Source organism: Arthrobacter flavus, from assembly GCF_039526005.1.
GTDB lineage: Bacteria > Actinomycetota > Actinomycetes > Actinomycetales > Micrococcaceae > Arthrobacter_D > Arthrobacter_D flavus.
On the sequence record NZ_BAAAIJ010000051.1, the window covers coordinates 175232 to 192634 of the forward strand.

General features: G+C 64.3%; 15 protein-coding genes. 9 read left to right on the forward strand and 6 right to left on the reverse strand.

All coding sequences use genetic code 11. From position 1 onward, the window contains the following. The 7 genes from ABD059_RS13570 to serA all read left to right on the forward strand — a co-directional run. Nucleotides 1-403, forward strand: a 403-nt coding sequence (locus ABD059_RS13570) for an HNH endonuclease signature motif containing protein (RefSeq protein ID WP_343880902.1), incomplete at its 5' end; no start/stop codon positions are given. 157 nt (nucleotides 404-560) lie between these two features. Next, nucleotides 561-1232 (forward strand): DUF6318 family protein, encoded by a 672-nt coding sequence (locus ABD059_RS13575; protein WP_343880904.1) that lies wholly within the window; start codon nucleotides 561-563, stop codon nucleotides 1230-1232. 6 nt (nucleotides 1233-1238) lie between these two features. Further along, nucleotides 1239-2183 carry a hypothetical protein gene (locus tag ABD059_RS13580; RefSeq protein ID WP_343880907.1) on the forward strand — a complete coding sequence of 315 codons (945 nt, stop codon included), beginning with the start codon at nucleotides 1239-1241 and terminating at the stop codon, nucleotides 2181-2183. A gap of 306 nt (nucleotides 2184-2489) precedes the next feature. Beyond that, the gene (locus ABD059_RS13585; protein ID WP_343880909.1) at nucleotides 2490-4379 is read left to right on the forward strand and encodes an acetolactate synthase large subunit; all 1890 of its coding nucleotides are present in this window, start codon (nucleotides 2490-2492) and stop codon (nucleotides 4377-4379) included. A 1-nt stretch (nucleotide 4380) separates the two neighbouring features. Then, a complete protein-coding gene (gene ilvN, locus ABD059_RS13590) occupies nucleotides 4381-4893 on the forward strand; it encodes an acetolactate synthase small subunit (protein ID WP_343880911.1) in 513 nt (170 codons plus the stop codon). A gap of 71 nt (nucleotides 4894-4964) precedes the next feature. After that, nucleotides 4965-5990 carry a ketol-acid reductoisomerase gene (gene ilvC / locus ABD059_RS13595; RefSeq protein WP_343880913.1) on the forward strand — a complete coding sequence of 342 codons (1026 nt, stop codon included), beginning with the start codon at nucleotides 4965-4967 and terminating at the stop codon, nucleotides 5988-5990. Between the two features lie 189 nt (nucleotides 5991-6179). Then, entirely contained in the window at nucleotides 6180-7772 is a 1593-nt protein-coding gene (gene serA, locus ABD059_RS13600) for a phosphoglycerate dehydrogenase (RefSeq protein ID WP_343880915.1), read from the forward strand. Here the strand turns inward: serA and ABD059_RS13605 are convergent. Beyond that, complete coding sequence (locus ABD059_RS13605; protein WP_343880917.1) at nucleotides 7769-8524, reverse strand: DNA alkylation repair protein; 756 nt, start codon at nucleotides 8522-8524, stop codon at nucleotides 7769-7771. The genes serA and ABD059_RS13605 overlap by 4 nt on opposite strands. A 72-nt stretch (nucleotides 8525-8596) precedes the next feature. Between ABD059_RS13605 and metG the strand changes: the two genes are divergently transcribed. Then, nucleotides 8597-10168 (forward strand): methionine--tRNA ligase, encoded by a 1572-nt coding sequence (metG, locus tag ABD059_RS13610; RefSeq protein WP_343880919.1) that lies wholly within the window; start codon nucleotides 8597-8599, stop codon nucleotides 10166-10168. A gap of 40 nt (nucleotides 10169-10208) precedes the next feature. Here the strand turns inward: metG and ABD059_RS13615 are convergent, their stop codons facing one another. From ABD059_RS13615 to ABD059_RS13635, 5 genes are all read right to left on the reverse strand, one after another. Continuing rightward, the gene (locus ABD059_RS13615; RefSeq protein ID WP_343880921.1) at nucleotides 10209-10742 is read right to left on the reverse strand and encodes a hypothetical protein; all 534 of its coding nucleotides are present in this window, start codon (nucleotides 10740-10742) and stop codon (nucleotides 10209-10211) included. Nucleotides 10743-10820: 78 nt separating this feature from the next. Further along, a complete protein-coding gene (locus ABD059_RS13620) occupies nucleotides 10821-13340 on the reverse strand; it encodes an ABC transporter permease (RefSeq protein ID WP_343880923.1) in 2520 nt (839 codons plus the stop codon). 3 nt (nucleotides 13341-13343) lie between these two features. Continuing rightward, nucleotides 13344-14135: an ABC transporter ATP-binding protein gene (locus tag ABD059_RS13625; protein WP_343880925.1), complete on the reverse strand. Its 792-nt coding sequence runs from the start codon at nucleotides 14133-14135 to the stop codon at nucleotides 13344-13346. Nucleotides 14136-14254: 119 nt separating this feature from the next. Then, entirely contained in the window at nucleotides 14255-14989 is a 735-nt protein-coding gene (locus ABD059_RS13630) for a response regulator (RefSeq protein WP_377959673.1), read from the reverse strand. Nucleotides 14990-14991: 2 nt separating this feature from the next. Then, a complete protein-coding gene (locus ABD059_RS13635; protein WP_343880927.1) occupies nucleotides 14992-16191 on the reverse strand; it encodes a sensor histidine kinase in 1200 nt (399 codons plus the stop codon). 146 nt (nucleotides 16192-16337) lie between these two features. Here ABD059_RS13635 and ABD059_RS13640 point away from each other — a divergent pair, with 146 nt between their 5' ends. Beyond that, nucleotides 16338-17399 carry a 3-isopropylmalate dehydrogenase gene (locus tag ABD059_RS13640; protein WP_343880929.1) on the forward strand — a complete coding sequence of 354 codons (1062 nt, stop codon included), beginning with the start codon at nucleotides 16338-16340 and terminating at the stop codon, nucleotides 17397-17399. Nucleotides 17400-17403: the final 4 nt, after the last annotated feature.

A 17403-nucleotide genomic window follows, 5' to 3' on the forward strand; every position in this document is an offset into this window, starting at 1 on the left:
GGCACGGAAGCTCGCGGGTCACGCACCCTCGTTCACCAGGATCCTCACCCACCCCTTTACCGGTGCCAGGCTTGGCGCCGATGCGAGAACGTATCGGGTCCCGCAGGACCTGAAGGATGCGGTCCGGGTCAGGGACGGGACCTGCCGGCATCCCGGATGTAACCGGTTGGCGGTGTTCTGCGAACTCGACCACACCACCCCCTGGTCACACGGCGGCAAAACCAGCTACGGGAATCTGGCGTCGTTGTGTAAACGCCACCACATGTTCAAAACCGACGGCTACTGGCACTACCGACAACCCGACCCCGGGACGATCATCGCGATCTCGCCTGCCGGTGAAACCTACCTCACCCGACCCGACCCACCACCAGCACCACCACCCGACATACCCCCGCCCTTCTAGCCAACTCGGTTCTCCCCGGTGCTGCCCAGGAGGGTGAAGCTCCTCGGCTGAGATCGACGTCATTTTGGGCTGTGGATAACCGTTTGCAAATCTTTGGATTCGGTTATTCTGGTGTCTTCGATTGCTTCGACTCGGCCCGATCTTCCCGGGAGTCACAGTGTCACAGCTTCGCAGCACCCACCGTTCGCGGAGTGCGACCGCCGCGGTGGTCATAATCCTTGGTCTCCTGACAGCGGGGTGTCAGGGTGATCCCGACGTGCCGGGCCCGACGATTCCGGTCGTCTCAGCTCCGGCCACCACGTCGCAGAGCCCGTCCGAAGGCCCCACCCTCACGGTACCCACTACGCCCCAGCCGAGCCCCGCCTCGTCTGATGGCCCGGCGGCAAACCTCCCGGTGCCGGAGAAACCACCCCTGGCCGATGAGAATTCGGTCGAGGGACTTGAAGCCTTCACGGAGTACTGGTTCGAGCTCCTCAACTATGCGTACGTCACTAACGATTGGGCACCGCTTGAAGAAGTAACTGATCCCGGCTGCGACACCTGCGCGGCAATTAGATCTTCTGTCGAGGAAGTTTACGATGGCGGGCAATGGATTGCTGGGGCTGAAATTGAAGTGCTTAGGTTCGCCTCCAATTTTGAGGCAAATACGGCGGGATCAATCAACTCCTACGTCGAGAATCAGCAGGCCAAGATCATCTACTACGAATCCGATGGGACCGAGTTGGGCATGGACCCGAAGCAGTTTGAGCCATCCCTGGACGTGGTTATCGCTGTATGGGATGTGGATTCCTGGCTTCTCCTTGATTACGGGCGTCCGGAAGGCACATGAGTTGCCATGAAATCTGATCGCCTTGCCATGCTTCTCGTATTCATCTCCGCGTTCACAATGCACCTACCCGCACAATTTGCATCTGCCACCGAAAAACCTTCAGTATCTGCCCGCGACAGTAACTTCGTTGCTGACAACCAGACCAAATCCGTCAGGAATGAGGGAAATCTGACTGGAACCACCCCAGGAGGGACGCAGGCTGTTGAGCCCGCTCAACTTCCGGTGGACGACGGGGTGGATTACACGTATGAGCGGGTGTGTACTGCTGGCGCGCAGGACTTTATGGACCCTGCGTATTGCGTGCAGTTGAATGCCCAGTGTGATGCGCAGGCGGATGGGGTGTTAGTGCAGTGGATCGAGGTGAATCGCAATGTTAGTCCGCCGACTCGGACGGCGACGGGTCGCAGTGGGTGTTTGTATCCGGGTCAGCCGCCGACCGCCCCAACGGCGGGGACGCTGGAAGAAGCACCTATCGTCATTACGCTGACCGAGTTCGAGAGCCAACCGATTATCGCCGCCGGGGTGTTTTCCCAGCCGGATCACTTTGGGTTGCGGAATGCGCACAGCAATTTTTATGCGGTGGCAGAGGAGCAGGAGTTCACGTTCGAGTTCCAAAATGCCCAGATTCGGCTTCGGGCGTGGCCGGTCTCATATGAGTGGTCGTATGGTGACGGTTCACGTCTTCTCACGACAAACCCGGGCTCGGTGCTCCCCGGTGACGGCTTCGACATTGAGACCTTGACCAGTCATAGGTATTCGGAAACGGGCGACTACTTCGTCGGGCTGGATACCCTTTTCGCCGGAGATTATTCGGTGGATGGAGGTCCGTGGTTGCCGGTTGCTGGTCAGGCAAGGGTTTCCTCGGAGCCGCATTTGATGAGTATCTGGCGTAGCGAGCGGCACAGCGTCGCGGAGACCTGTCTCGAGAACCCCCAGGGCATCGGCTGCTGACCCACGGGGCGGCCCAAAGCCCAATCCAGTTAGTGTCCACTAACTGGACGAAGTGTCCATATAGTGAGACGCCGGCTCTCGCCGTTTGACACCCCCAAAAGGTGAGGGGAAACTACAGATATGCAGTTCGAATCCGTAGTAGTCCTTCTTACCAAGCGCGTGGCCTAAAGCCCGACTGGTAACACTACGTCACGCGCAACCCCTCACGGAGCCAACCAGGCTGAGGGGTTTTTTTGTTCCCACCGGACGCAAAGCGCACGACACCCGCAGTACACGAGCAGTATCGATTCATCAAGGAAGTCACCAATGTCCAAGGGATCGCCCTCCAGCCCCTCGCTGATGGCCAAACCAACCGCTCCGGCGGCCCCGGCGCGTAGCCACACCCGTGACTCAGTGCAAGCCGTCCAGCCCACTGCCGTCCGAGGCCCAAACACCGTAGTTCCGCCTACAGAGATGCTCGGATCGGCAGCGATCGTCCGCTCTCTTGAGGAGCTCGGCGTCGACGACATCTTCGGCCTTCCTGGCGGAGCCATTCTTCCGACCTACGATCCGTTGCTCGCCTCCACAAAGCTCAGGCATATCCTGGTGCGCCACGAACAGGGCGCCGGGCATGCGGCCCAGGGCTATGCCATGGTGACCGGCCGGCCGGGTGTCTGCATCGTCACTTCCGGTCCCGGCGCTACCAACCTGGTCACTGCCATCGCCGACGCCCACATGGATTCCGTCCCGATGGTCATCATCACCGGCCAGGTCAACAGCGCTGTGATCGGCTCGGATGCCTTCCAGGAAGCCGACATCGTGGGCATCACTATGCCCATCACCAAGCACTCCTACCTGGTCACCAAGGCCGCCGACATCCCTCGAATCATTGCCGAGGCCTTCCATATCGCATCGACCGGCCGTCCCGGCCCGGTACTCGTCGACATCTCCAAAGACGCACAGCAGGCGATGACGACGTTCTCGTGGCCGCCCAAGATCGACCTGCCCGGCTACCGGACAGTGGTGCGCGGTCACTCGAAGCAGGTTCGTGAGGCAGCCCGGCTGATCGGCGAGTCCCAGCGTCCCGTGTTCTACGTGGGCGGCGGGGTCATCAAGGCCCATGGTGCCGCGGAACTGCTGGAACTCGCTGAGCTGGTTGGCGCACCCGTAGTCACCACACTGATGGCGCGCGGCGTGTTTCCGGATTCGCACCAGCAGCACGTCGGCATGCCGGGCATGCACGGCTCAGTGTCAGCCGTAACCGCGCTGCAGCAGTCCGACCTGCTCATCACCCTGGGCGCCCGGTTCGATGACCGGGTCACCGGTGTCCTGTCCACCTTCGCGCCCGGCGCGAAGGTGATCCACGCGGACATCGATCCCGCCGAAATCTCCAAGAACCGCACCGCAGACGTTCCCATTGTCGGCTCGGTCAAAGAGATCATGCCCGAGCTCACCAACGCCCTGCGCGAGCAGTTCGCCGCCACCGGCGCGCCGAATATCGACGCCTGGTGGACCATGATCAACCGGCTCCGCGAGACGTACCCCATGGGCTACACCCAGCCTGACGACGGCCTGTCAGCACCACAGCATGTGATCAAGCGGATCGGCGAGATGACCGGACCTGAGGGGGTCTACGCCGCAGGCGTGGGCCAGCACCAGATGTGGGCTGCACAGTTCATCAAGTATGAGCGCCCTCACGCCTGGCTGAACTCCGGTGGCCTCGGCACGATGGGATACGCGGTGCCCGCAGCGATGGGTGCCAAGGTGGGTAACCCGGACCGTGTGGTCTGGGCGATCGACGGCGACGGCTGCTTCCAGATGACCAACCAGGAACTGGCCACCTGTGTGATCAACAACATCCCCATCAAGGTGGCAGTCATCAACAACTCGTCCCTCGGGATGGTCCGCCAGTGGCAGACTCTTTTCTACGAGGGCCGGTATTCGAACACTGACCTGAACACGGGTCACGACACGGCCCGCGTCCCCGACTTCGTGAAGCTGGCCGACGCCTACGGGTGCGCGGGTCTGCGCTGCGAACGGGACGAAGACATCGATTCCACCATCGCCCAGGCACTGGAAATCAATGACCGTCCTGTGGTCATCGACTTCGTTGTCAGCCGCGACTCAATGGTGTGGCCGATGGTCCCCTCGGGAGTCAGCAACGACCTCATCCAGATCGCCCGCAATATGACCCCAGACTGGGAGCAGGAGGACTAACATGGCTCGTCACACGCTTTCCGTTCTGGTGGAGGACGTCCCCGGCGTCCTGACCCGCGTCGCCAGTCTCTTTGCGCGCCGCGCGTTCAACATCAATTCTTTGGCAGTTGGCCCCACCGAGGTCCCGGGTATGTCCCGGATCACGGTGGTGGTCGAGGCCGAGGGTGACCTGCTGGAGCAGGTCACCAAACAGCTGAACAAGCTCATCAACGTGATCAAGATTGTTGAGCTGGTTCCCGACTCCTCCGTGCAGCGAGACCACATCCTGGTCAAGGTACGGGCAGATGCCGCAACACGGCTGCAGGTAACCCAGGCAGCCGACCTGTTCCGCGCATCGGTGGTCGACGTCTCAACCGACGCCCTGATCATCGAAGCCACCGGCACCGCCGAAAAGCTCACAGCACTCCTGTCAGTGCTGGAGCCGTTCGGGATCCGCGAAATTGTACAGTCCGGAACCCTGGCTGTTGGCCGCGGGGCAAAGTCCATGAGCGACCGCGCCCTGCGCAGCGCCTGACACCTAACGGCAGTTCTACCCAAAAGACCACAAGCTGGACTCCAGCAAGAAAACACACAGGAGAAAACCAAGTGACTGAGTTGTTCTACGACGACGATGCAGACCTTTCAATCATCCAGGGCCGCACCGTGGCTGTTATTGGCTATGGCAGCCAGGGGCACGCGCACGCGCTGAGCCTCCGCGACTCAGGCGTCGACGTCCGTGTTGGCCTCAAAGAGGGTTCGAAGTCCCGTGCCAAGGCGGAGGCCGAAGGGCTTCGCGTGCTGAGCGTCGCTGACGCCACCGCCGAGGCCGACCTCATCATGGTGCTCACCCCGGACCAGGTGCAGCGCCACGTGTACGCGGAGGACATTGCCCCCAATCTGCAGGCCGGTGACGCACTGTTCTTCGGTCACGGTTTCAATATCCGCTACGGCTACATCAAGGCACCGGCCGACGTCGACGTCGCCCTGGTTGCGCCCAAGGGCCCCGGCCACATTGTGCGCCGCGAATTTGAGGCCGGCCGCGGCGTCCCCGATCTGATCGCCGTCGAGCAGAACCCATCCGGCAAGGCCCGCGAACTCGCGCTGTCCTACGCCAAGGCCATCGGCGGCACCCGCGCCGGGGTCATCGAGACCACCTTCACCGAGGAGACCGAAACCGATCTCTTCGGCGAGCAGGCAGTCCTCTGCGGTGGAGCATCGCAGCTCATCCAGTACGGTTTCGAAACCCTGACCGAGGCCGGCTACAAGCCGGAGGTCGCCTACTTCGAGGTGCTCCACGAGCTGAAACTGATCGTTGACCTGATGGTGGAAGGCGGCATCGCCAAGCAGCGCTGGAGCGTTTCCGACACGGCTGAGTACGGCGACTACGTCTCCGGCCCCCGCGTCATCGATCCCTCGGTGAAGGAGAACATGAAGGCTGTCCTCGCGGACATCCAGAACGGGGCCTTCGCCAAGCGCTTCATCGACGACCAGGACAACGGCGGCAAGGAATTCGCCGAGCTGCGCAAGAAGGGCGAGGACCACCCGATCGAGGCCACTGGCCGCGAACTGCGGAAGCTCTTCTCCTGGATCAAGACGAACGACGACTACAACGAGGGTTCAGTAGCCCGCTAGATACCGTCGTCTGACCGACACAGCACCAGCACTCGGCCAGGGCCCTTCGGAGTCCTGGCCGAGTGCTGCGCTGTGGCGTCGTCCGGCCCGGTGAGTAACAAAGCGGGCCCGGGCGCACCGCCCATTTAGACTTGCCACATCCCCTCGAATTGTCTAACTCACACAGCACAGCAGCGAAGGATCACCCCCGTGACCAGCAAACCCGTAGTTCTCCTTGCCGAGGAGCTGTCCCCAGCCACTGTTGAGGCCTTGGGCCCCGACTTTGAGATCCGGCAGACCGACGGTTCGGATCGGGCCCAGCTGCTCGCCGCGATTGTCGACGTCGACGCCATCCTGGTGCGCTCCGCCACCCAGGTGGACGCCGAAGCCATCGCCGCAGCACCGAACCTGAAGGTCATAGCCCGCGCCGGCGTCGGCCTGGACAACGTCGACATCAAGGCCGCCACGCAGGCCGGTGTCATGGTGGTCAATGCTCCGACCTCCAACATCATTTCCGCCGCCGAGTTGACCGTCGGCCACATCCTGAGCCTCGCCCGCCACATTCCGCAGGCCAGCGCCGCACTCAAAGGCGGCGAGTGGAAGCGTTCCAAGTACTCGGGTATCGAACTGTACGAGAAGAAGATCGGCATCATCGGTCTCGGGCGCATCGGCGCCCTCGTCGCGGCCCGCCTGCAGGGCTTTGACACCGAGATCCTCGCCTACGATCCGTACATCACCTCGGCCCGTGCCGCCCAGCTCGGCGTCCACCTGGTCACCCTGGACGAGCTCCTCGAACAGTCAGACTTCATCACCATCCACATGCCGAAAACCCCCGAGACGCTGGGCATGCTTGGCGAAGCCGCCTTCAAGAAAATGAAGTCCTCGGCCTACGTCGTCAACGTGGCCCGCGGCGGCCTCGTGGATGAGGCAGCGCTGTTCACGGCGTTGCAGGCCAACGAGATTGCCGGCGCCGGTGTCGACGTTTTCGTCACCGAGCCCAGCACCGACCTGCCGTTCTTTACCCTCGACAACGTGGTGGTCACCCCGCATCTCGGTGCATCCACCGACGAGGCGCAGGAAAAAGCCGGGGTGTCTGTTGCCAAATCGGTCCGCCTCGCCCTGGCTGGTGAACTGGTGCCCGACGCCGTCAACGTGGCCGGCGGCGTCATCGCACCCGAGGTGCGCCCCGGAATCCCGCTGATCGAAAAGCTTGGCCGGATCTTCACCGCCCTGACCCACGACTCACTCACCCAGATCGAGGTCGAGGTCGCCGGAGAAATTGCCTCCCTGGACGTGAAGGCGCTGGAACTCGCAGCCCTCAAGGGGGTCTTCACCGACATTGTCTCCGAGCAGGTTTCCTACGTGAATGCCCCCATCCTCGCCGAGCAGCGGGGCATCAACACCCGGCTGGTCACCACCCCCGAATCGGAGGAGTACCGCAACGTGCTCACCATCCGGGGCGCGTTGTCGGACGGATCGCAGATCTCGGTGGCAGGCACCCTGACCGGCCCCAAGCAGATCGAGAAGCTGGTGGGCGTCAACGGCTACGACCTTGAAATCCCGATCAGCGAGCACCTGCTGGTCCTCCTTTACCAGGACCGTCCCGGCGTGATTGGTACCCTCGGCCGGTTGCTGGGGGAGAAGGACATCAACATTGCCGGCATGCAGGTGGCCCGCAACACCGAGGGTGGCCAGGCCCTGTCCCTCCTCACCGTCGACAGCGCGGTTCCACAGGACGTGCTTGACGCCCTCAAGGAAGCGATCGGCGCGACGGTGGCACGCGAAGTGGATCTGCAGAGCTAGCCACCGAGGTGCTTCAGGGCCTCTCTCCGCGACAGCGGTGAGAGGCCCTGTTCGTTGTCCTGAACAAAGGCCATCACCCAGTCGGGATCCGTCTTCGCATACTCCCTCAGCGCCCACCCGATGGCCTTGCGGATGAAGAACTCCTTGCCGTAGAGGCTGTCCTCGAGGTTCATTGCGACGACGTAGGCCAGTAGATCAGTGTCCGTGGCCGCCTTCCTGGAAAGCTGGCACAGGATCGCGGTGCGGCGGACCCAGAGGTGACCGTCCCGGGCCCAGGACTGCATCTGCGGCGCCACGGTTTCCGGTGATGCCCGCAGGATCGGTCCCACCCCGTGACTGGCAATCACGTCGATGAAGTCCCACCAGGCGCCGGTCTCCACCAGATGCCGGTACAGGTTCAGCGTCTCCTGATCCTGGTATCCGCTGTACAGCCGGTGCGTCGCGAGGGCGACGGCGGCGTACCGTTCCTCCCGGAAAGTCGCCCCGTCCCACAACTGGTGGACGGCCCAGTCCCACTGGGCCCGGTCAGCGAGCGGGTGCCCAGCGAGAACCGTCCGACACACCCGCTTGAACGGTGGGGACTGAACCCCCAGGTACGGCATCGCCGATTTCATGTAGGCCTGCATCTGGGGTGCCTTCGCCGGGTCAGCAACGGCTCGCAGCTCAGCCCTCAGGGCAGCCACCAGCTGTGCTGCTGCAGAGCCCCGCGTGGCTGCGGGCTCGCCGTCGTCGTGCGCCGGATCAGGGGCCATGCCAGGGACGTTACCAGTGGGACGCCCGGTCACGAAGCGACAACCGACATGAAAACAGGGTAATTTCGAAGGGTGACATCCACAGAGCAGCTGCCCCCGTATTACCTCACCACCGCCATCTCGTACCCCAACGGGACCCCGCACATCGGCCACGCCTACGAGGCGATCGCCACCGACGCGCTGGCCAGGTTCAAACGGCTCGACGGCTACGACGTGATGTTCCTGACCGGAACTGACGAGCACGGGCTGAAGATGCAGCAGACCGCGGACAAGGAAGGCATCCCCGTCCGCGACCTGGCCACCCGCAACGCGCAGGCATTCCAGGCCATGAACGACGACGTCGGCAGCTCCTACAACCGGTTCATCCGCACCACCGACGCCGACCATTATGCGGCTGCCTCCGCCATCTGGAAGCTGATGGAAGCCCGGGGGGACATCTACCTGGACAAGTACGCCGGCTGGTATTCGGTGCGGGACGAGGCGTTCCACAGTGAGGACGACACCGACGTCCGCGAGGATGGCGTCCGCTACGCCACGGAGACCGACACCGAGGTGACCTGGACCGAGGAGGAGAGCTACTTCTTCCGGCTCTCCGCCTATCAGGACAGGCTCCTTGCCCTGTACTCCGACCAGCCCGAGTTCGGCGCGCCCCAATCCCGGTTCAACGAGGTGATCAGCTTCGTCAAGCGCGGCCTCGAGGACCTGTCGATCAGCCGCACCACCTTCGACTGGGGAGTACCCGTCCCCGGGAACAAGGACCACGTGATGTATGTGTGGGTGGACGCGCTCACCAACTACCTCACCGGCGTCGGCTTCCCCGACACCGAGTCGGAACGGTTCAAAAAGTACTGGCCGGCCGACGTCCATGTCATCGGCAAGGACATCTCGCGGTTCCACGCCATCTACTGGCCAGCGTTCCTGATGTCGGCCGGACTCGAACTGCCACAGCGGATCATGATCCACGGGTTCCTGTTCAACAAGGGCGTGAAGATGTCCAAGTCGCTCGGCAACACGGTTGCGCCGAAGGACTGGGTGGACCAGTACGGTCTGGACCAGATCCGGTTCTTCCTGCTGCGTGAGGTGCCCTTCGGTGCTGACGGGTCCTACAGCCATGAGGCGATCGTGGGCCGGATGAACTCCGACCTGGCGAACAACCTGGGCAACCTCGCCCAGCGATCGCTGTCGATGGTGGCCAAGAACTGCGACGCGCAGGTGCCCTCGCCGTCGTCGTTCGCGCCGGCCGATGAGGCGATCCTGGCCCAGGCCAACGGACTCCTGGAGTCGTCCCGTGCCGCGTTCGACCGGCAGGAATTCTCCCGTGCACTGGAACTGATCTGGGGAGTGCTGGGCGACACCAACGCCTACTTCGCGGACCAGCAGCCCTGGGTGCTAAGGAAAACCGACACCGAGCGGATGAACACGGTGCTGTACGCGACGCTGGAGGTGCTGCGGATCGTGTCGATCCTCGCGCAGCCGGTGATGCCTGAGGGCGCCGGCCGGCTCCTCACCGCCCTGGGTCAGGGCACCGGGCCCGACGACGCCGCCCGCCAGTTCAGCGCCATCGCCACGCCGCTGGTGGCCGGTACCGCGTTGCCGGCACCAGCGCCGATCTTCCCGAAGTACGAGGAGCCCGCCGAGGGCTAGCCGCTGTTGCACGGCAACCCCGGCGGAGGTGCCCGGCGGGTTAGTGGTCGCCGGAGAGGAAACGCTCGGCCGCCGTCTCCCGCATCACCTGCGCGAGCTGTTCCTGCTGTTTGCGGGCCCGATCGGTCAGGCGGCGCAGTTGCTCGGCGTCCAGTTCGGTTGACCCAGCCTCGGTGAGGGCATCCAGCGTTTCCCACATACATTCCTTGCCGCGGACGGCGCTCTGCAGGGCTTCCAGCTCTAGCTGGGCGCCACTGCCCTTGGCCGAGCGGCGAAGGTTCAGGGGATTGATCCGGCTCAGCTGCGCCCCAACCTGGGCGATGACCATCTTGACCCTGCTCGGTGTGTAGCCGAGGGAACTGATGATCTGCGCGAGTTCGTCGCGGTCGGCCGAGATCTCCCTGGTCAGCGAGGCGAAGGTCTGCTCGTGCTTGGTGCCACGCCAGGACACCTGGGCGGTTGAGAACAGTTTCACTCCGGAAGCCGCTGCCACCAGATGGTCATCCAGGTAGGCGGACAGCCTGCTGGAATCGGCAGGATTCGAGTTGCTGCGGGGGGCCGGGGAACGATCCATGGGTATACCTTTCGGGCGGAATCTGCAAAGAATGATGACCTTCATCTTCGCAGATTCCGCCTCCAGCGGCTTGAGGGCTTACGCCATCGCGAGTCCCTCGACGGGCGACAGACGTGCAGCCCGGCGGGCCGGCAGCACCGATGCCAACAGTGCGGCGACGACGGCGACGGCGACCACCCCCAGCAGCTGTAGCCAGGGGATCGACGGCGTGACCGGGGTGATTGCACCCAGCGCCGACTGCACGCCCAGCCACCCATACACCACCCCGAGCAGGCAGCCGAAAGCGGCAGCGACACCGGCGATGAGCACAGCCTCGACGGCGAGCATCCCCCGCAGCTGACCACGGGTCAGGCCCAGCGCCCGCAGCAGGGAGGACTCCCTGGTGCGTTCAAGGACAGACAGCGACAGCGTATTGGCAACACCGATCAGCGCAATCAGCACAGCGACGGCGAGTAGTGCTGTCACCACGAGGAGAATGACATCGATGATCTCGTTGAACGACACCCGTTCAATGGCAGCTCCGTTGACCTGGTACTCGGAGACATTCAGCGCCTCGACAATCTCTGACCGAAGCCCGGTCACTCCCGCAGCGTCGAGCGAGTCATCAAGTTTCAGCCACAGGATCCCAGTCTCGTCGCCGAGTGCTGCGACACCAGGCAGGGGTGCCGTCCCCAGCTCCGCAGCTGTGGTGGCGGTGATCGTTGGTACGAAAATCTGGGTCTGTACCTCCTGAACCGGCAGGGTCACCGGACCGTCCGCACCCATCAGGGTCACCTCGGTGAGCCCGGAGTCCTGGGGCATGAACACTACGTCGTCCACCAGTTCGAGGTCCTTACTGCGGAGGACCGCCTCGGCTTCGCTGGCGGAAATCGCGTAGACCGGCATGGCACCGGCTGCGTCGTCGGAGACAGCGGCGACCGACAGGGCCAGCGCCGCATCAACACCGTCCAGCCGTTCAACCGTCGTCACAGCAGCGTCAGCCGTGGCGACATTCCCGACTTCCTGCACCGCAAGGTCCACCGGATAGTTGGCTCCCAGCTCGGCTTCGAACGCTGTCCGCGAGGTTTGCGCGCCGGCCATCATCATGGTGACCAGGGTGACTCCCACCAGCAGTGCGCTGGCAGTGGCAGTGGTCCTGGCGGGATTGCGGACTGCGTTGATCGCCGCCAGCCGACCTGGTACACCCAAGGGGGTGGCAAGCTTCCCGACGGCGGTCACCAGCGCGGGGAGGAACAGTGACGCGCACAGGAGCACGCCCACGAAGGACAACACTCCACCCGGCAGCGCGATCAGCAGCGTTGATGTGGCGGCGCCCGCCCCGAGCAAGCCCGCCCCGAGCAGAACCAGCACCAGTCCGAGGAACAGCCGTGCCTTGCCCCTGCGGGTTTCGGTCGTGGCCTCCTCAGCTGGTCGCAGCGCCTCGAGCGGTGCGACGGCGGTGGCAGCCCGGGCCGGCACGAACGCGGCCACCAGGGTCATCACGACGCCGACGATGAGACCGACCATGACCGACGACGCCGGAATGGCAAGGGTGGCGAACTCGGTGCCATCCTGCGCGGCGGCAAGACTGACCAGTGCCCACATCACGCCAGCGGCCAACAGCACGCCGAGGACTGACGACACCAGGCCCACAATGCCCGCCTCGATCAGGACCGAACGACGAATCTGTGCCCGGGATGCACCGATGCAGCGTAGCAACGCCAGGTCACGGGTCCGCTGCGCGACGAGCACGGAGAACGTGTTGGAGATGACCAGCGCGGTCACCAGGACCGCGACGACGGCGAAGGCCAGCAGGATCACCGTCAACTGGTCGGTGCCTCCCGAGAGGGCGGCGACGTCGGCCGTCACCTGTTCGGCGCTGGTGCGGACCTCGGCGGACACTCCCGCAGACGAAAGAGCTGACGCCGTAGCAGTGCGGACGTCCGCCACGGTGGCTGATCCGTCGAGGGCCAGCTGGGCAGTGGTGGCCTGGGGTGGAGCCTCACCGGGGGAGAAGATGCTGAGCGACTCCACCAGCTCCGGTGCGGCGTACACCTGCGGCAACCCGGCGAGATAGGGATCGGCAGAGTTCTCGGTGATCCCCGTCAGCGTGACAGTCATGATCTTCGGGGGCAGCGGTTCGCCGGCCGGGGAATACTGGGTCTGCTCCAGCGCGAAGCTGTCGCCGACACCCAGTCCCAGTTGGGAGGCCGCCGCCTTGTCGATGGTGATTCCAGTGCCATCGACTGGTAGGCGACCGTCAGCGAGGATCAGGGACTGAAGCTCATCGGGGGCGGTGCTCAGGACGAAGACGTCCGCCGGTCCCGTCGGGAGACGCAGGGTAGAGATGGTTCGTTGTGCGGCATGTACGGCTGATACGGCGTCGATAGCTGAGAGGAGTCGCTCGGTTTCCATCGCCGATCCGGCGCCCTCCTCGAGGGAGACCACCAGGTCGGCCTTCGCATAGGTGGCGCCGAGGCTTTGCTGAAGGGTCGCCTGCGTGGTGCCTGAGACCATCAGGGTTGTTGAGAGGAATCCGACGCCGAGCATGACCGCCAGCGCCACCGCAACAAACCGTCGGGCATTAATCCGGAGTTGGGCAAGTGCCACCTGCAGCACGGCCTATGCTCCCAGTCCGGCGAGAGCCTTGGAGATGACGTCAGGTGTACTGCGGTCCAGCTGGCCCACCAGTTCGCCGTCGTTCATCAGCAGGACCCTGTCAGCATAGGAAGCGGCCACGGGATCGTGGGTCACCATGATGATGCTTTGCCCCATTTCCCGCGTGCTGCGCCGCAGCAGGGAAAGCACCTCCGCGCCGGAGCGCGAGTCGAGGTTACCGGTGGGCTCATCACCGAACAGGACATCGGGGCGGGTCAGCAGCGCACGGGCAACTGCCACGCGCTGCTGCTGGCCACCGGACAGCTCATGTGGCCGGTGCGTGAGCCGGTCCGTCAGCCCAAGGGTGGTGCAGATCTGGGACAGCCAGTCGGCGTCGACAGTACCGCCGGCGAGCGCCACCGGCAGGGTGATGTTTTGTTCGGCGGTCAGCGTGGGGATCAGATTGTAGGCCTGGAAGACGAAACCGATCCGGTCGCGCCGCAGGCGGGTCAGCTCATTGTCCGACAGCCCGGTGATCTCAGTCCCGCCGATCCAGACGCGGCCGGAGTCGGCGGTGTCCAGGCCTGCCAGGCAATGCATCAGCGTGGATTTGCCCGATCCGGACGGGCCCATGATGGCGGTGAACGTGGCCCGCTCGAAGGTGACGCTGACCTCCTTCAGTGCGTGCACCCTGGTATCCGCGCGCCCGTAGGTCTTGGAGAGTGAGTCGGCGGACGCCGCGGGTCCTGTTCCGGAGGGTCCAGGGGCGGCGGACGGCGTCGACAAATGGTCGGCAGTGTTTGCAGAAGTTCTCATGCTTCAACGCTAGGGCGGCGGGCTTCGTGGCGGATCAGCCTACGGTCCGGTCTCCTCTGACACTTTCCTCATCCCGTGGGATGAGCCACACCAGCGCGCTGGGGGGAGGGGGTTCAGGACTAGGGGTGCACCACACCGGTTTCATAGGCGATCAGCACAGCCTGAACCCGGTCCCGGGCCTGCAGCTTCGCCAGAATATGGCCCACGTGGGTTTTCACCGTCGCCTCGGACAGGTAAAGGCTGCCCGCGATCTCTGGGTTCGACAGTCCACGGGCAATCAGCCCGAAGACCTCCCGCTCACGCACCGTCAGGGACTTGACCGACTCGGCATTGGAGCCCGCAGCGGGGGAGGACCGGCGCAGCATCGGAGCCACATGGTCAAGCAGCCGCCGGGTGGTGGACGGCGCTATCACTGCGTCCCCCCGGTATACGGTGCGGATCGCCTCAAGCAGTTCCTCCGGCGGCGCATCCTTGAGCAGGAAGCCGCTCGCGCCCGCCTGGATGGCTGCCAGGGCATATTCATCCAGATCAAAGGTGGTCAGCACCACAATCTTCGGCCCGGTTCGTTGCTCCGATCCGGCCCGGCCCGACCCTTGCTCCAGGATACGACGGGTTGCCTCGATGCCGTCCATGCCGGGCATCCGGACGTCCATCAGCACCACGTCGGCACGGGTGGTGTTCAACGCGGCGACTGCTTCGGTCCCATTTCCCGCCTCGCACACGACCCGCAGGTCAGGCTGGGAGTTGATGAGCATGGTGAAGCCACTGCGGACCAGCCGCTGGTCATCCACCAGAGCCACCCGGATGACGGGGCTCTGTGGAGCGGTATTAGTGGGCGCTGGGTTGATGGGCACTGTCAGGCTTCCGTGTAGGGGATGAATGCTGTGATGCGGTACCCGCCGCCGGCTTGCGCTGCGGCGGCCAGATCCCCATCGTAAAGTCTGAGTCTTTCGCGCATCCCCTTGATGCCTTGCTCCGCCCCCGTGGAGGAGGGGTCGGCACCTGCGCCGCGACCGTCGTCGTCGATGGTGAGGTTCAGGCCGCGGGGCGTCCAGGCGAGGGCGACGACGGCGCGAGCGTTGGGTCCCGCATGCTTCAGCACGTTGGTGAGGGACTCCTGCACCACGCGGTAGGCGGTCAGCTCGGCTCCGGCAGGAAGCTCCCGCCGGCCGGTGCCTTTGACTGTGTAGCCGGTGCTGAGCCCGGCGTGCTGAACTGTCTCAATCAGCGTGGGGATGTCGGCGAGCACCGGGAGCGGACGGGTGGAGGTTTCCTCATCTCCGCGCAGGACGCCCAGCAGGCGGCGCATCTCGCGCAGCGATGCCCTGCCGGTGTCAGCGATCGTGCCGAGCGTTGCGGGAGCCACCTCGGCGTCGTGCGCGCTCGCGTACCTGGCACCGTCGGCCTGGGTGATGATGACCGAAAGGGAGTGGGCGACGATGTCGTGCATTTCGCGGGCAATGTGGCTGCGTTCGTCGGCGGCCGCCAGATCCCGCTCCTGCTGGCGTTCCACCTCCAGGCGCCGGGCCCGGTCTTCAAGGGCCTGGAGGGTGAGCCGGCGGTTTCGGGCCAGGTCACCGAACGTCCAGCACAACAGGATCAGAGCCTGAATCAGGACAGCGATGACAACGAACAACGGCAGGGAGGCGTCCCTCATCTCGAGCGGGCTGATGCCATACTCGCGGCTGTACCTCAGCAGGCCGGCGAAACACCCAACCGAAGCGACCGCAAGCCCGCCAAGACTGGCCCATCGGGGCGCATACGCAGCCAGGGCATACAGGGCAATCAGTACTGCCACCTGGCCAGGCAACGGCCATACATAGAAAATGATCTGCAGCACAGAGACGGTTGCGATCAGTCCTGCAGCAAGAACGGGCCGTGATCGCCGCCAGGCGAGCGGAAGAATCAGCCCGACTGCCGCCAGCAGTTCAAGGGGGCCGACACCCGAGAGGACCGTGGGGGTCACCAGTAGCAGGAACAGCACCACCATGATCACGCAGTCCACGCGGCCCGGATGGGCGCGCAGCAATCGTGCGAGGCGATGATGGAGGTCCATGAAACCCCACTCTAGGGCCGGAAAGCGGCTGGAACATCAACCCGCGGGTGGAGATCCGAGTCGGACGCAGATCACCGCATGGTGGCGTCGTCTCAAAAAGTGAGACAGGTTGTCCATCATGTGGTCGCTATCCCTAGCCTGTTCCTATGAGCGAACCATCTTCAACAGTCCAGCTGGCCGTCATCCCGGGCGACGGAATCGGCCCCGAGGTCATCGCAGAAGCGGTCAAGGTGCTCCACAGTGTCACCTCGGACCTCGACACCACCTTCGCCCTGACCGAATACCAGCTTGGTGCCGAACACTGGCTCGCATCGGGTGAGACTCTTCCCGATGAGACCCTCGCAAAGCTCCGCGACCATGACGCGATCCTCTTTGGTGCAGTCGGTGCTGCCCCGGGCGATACCCGCATCCCCTCGGGGCTGATCGAACGCGAGATGCTGCTGAAACTCCGGTTCTCCCTCGACCACTTCGTGAACCTGCGACCCTCCCGGCTCTATCCAGGCATCGCGAGCCCTCTCGCTTCACCCGGCGATGTCGACTTCATCGTCGTCCGCGAAGGTACCGAGGGACCCTACGCAGGCAACGGCGGTACTCTCCGCGGCGGCACCCCCCACGAGATTGCCACCGAGGTCTCCCTCAACACCGCCCACGGGGTGGAGCGGGTGGTCCGCGACGCGTTCCGCCGGGCCAATGATCGCCCCCGCCGCCACCTGACCCTCGTTCACAAGCACAATGTTCTGGTCTACTCGGGTCACCTGTGGCGCCGGACGGTCGAGGCGGTGGCCGCGGAATTCCCCGAGGTCACCCACGACTACCTGCACGTCGACGCCGCCATGATCTTCCTGGTCACTGACCCGGCGCGGTTCGATGTGATCGTCACCGACAACCTCTTCGGCGACATCATCACCGACCTCGCCGCGGCGATCACTGGCGGAATCGGGCTGGCAGCCTCGGGCAACATCAACATGGACCGCACCGCTCCGTCCATGTTCGAGCCGGTTCATGGGTCGGCACCTGACATTGCCGGGCAGCAGAAGGCGGATCCCACAGCGGCCATCCTGTCCGTTGCCCTGATGCTCCGCCACCTCGGGTTCGACGACGCCGCCGCGCGGGTCGAGCGCGCAGTGGACGACGACGTCGCTGGCCGCACCGGTACACCCCGCACCACGGCCCAAATCGGCGATGCGATCGCCGCTTTGGTGTCCTAAGCTG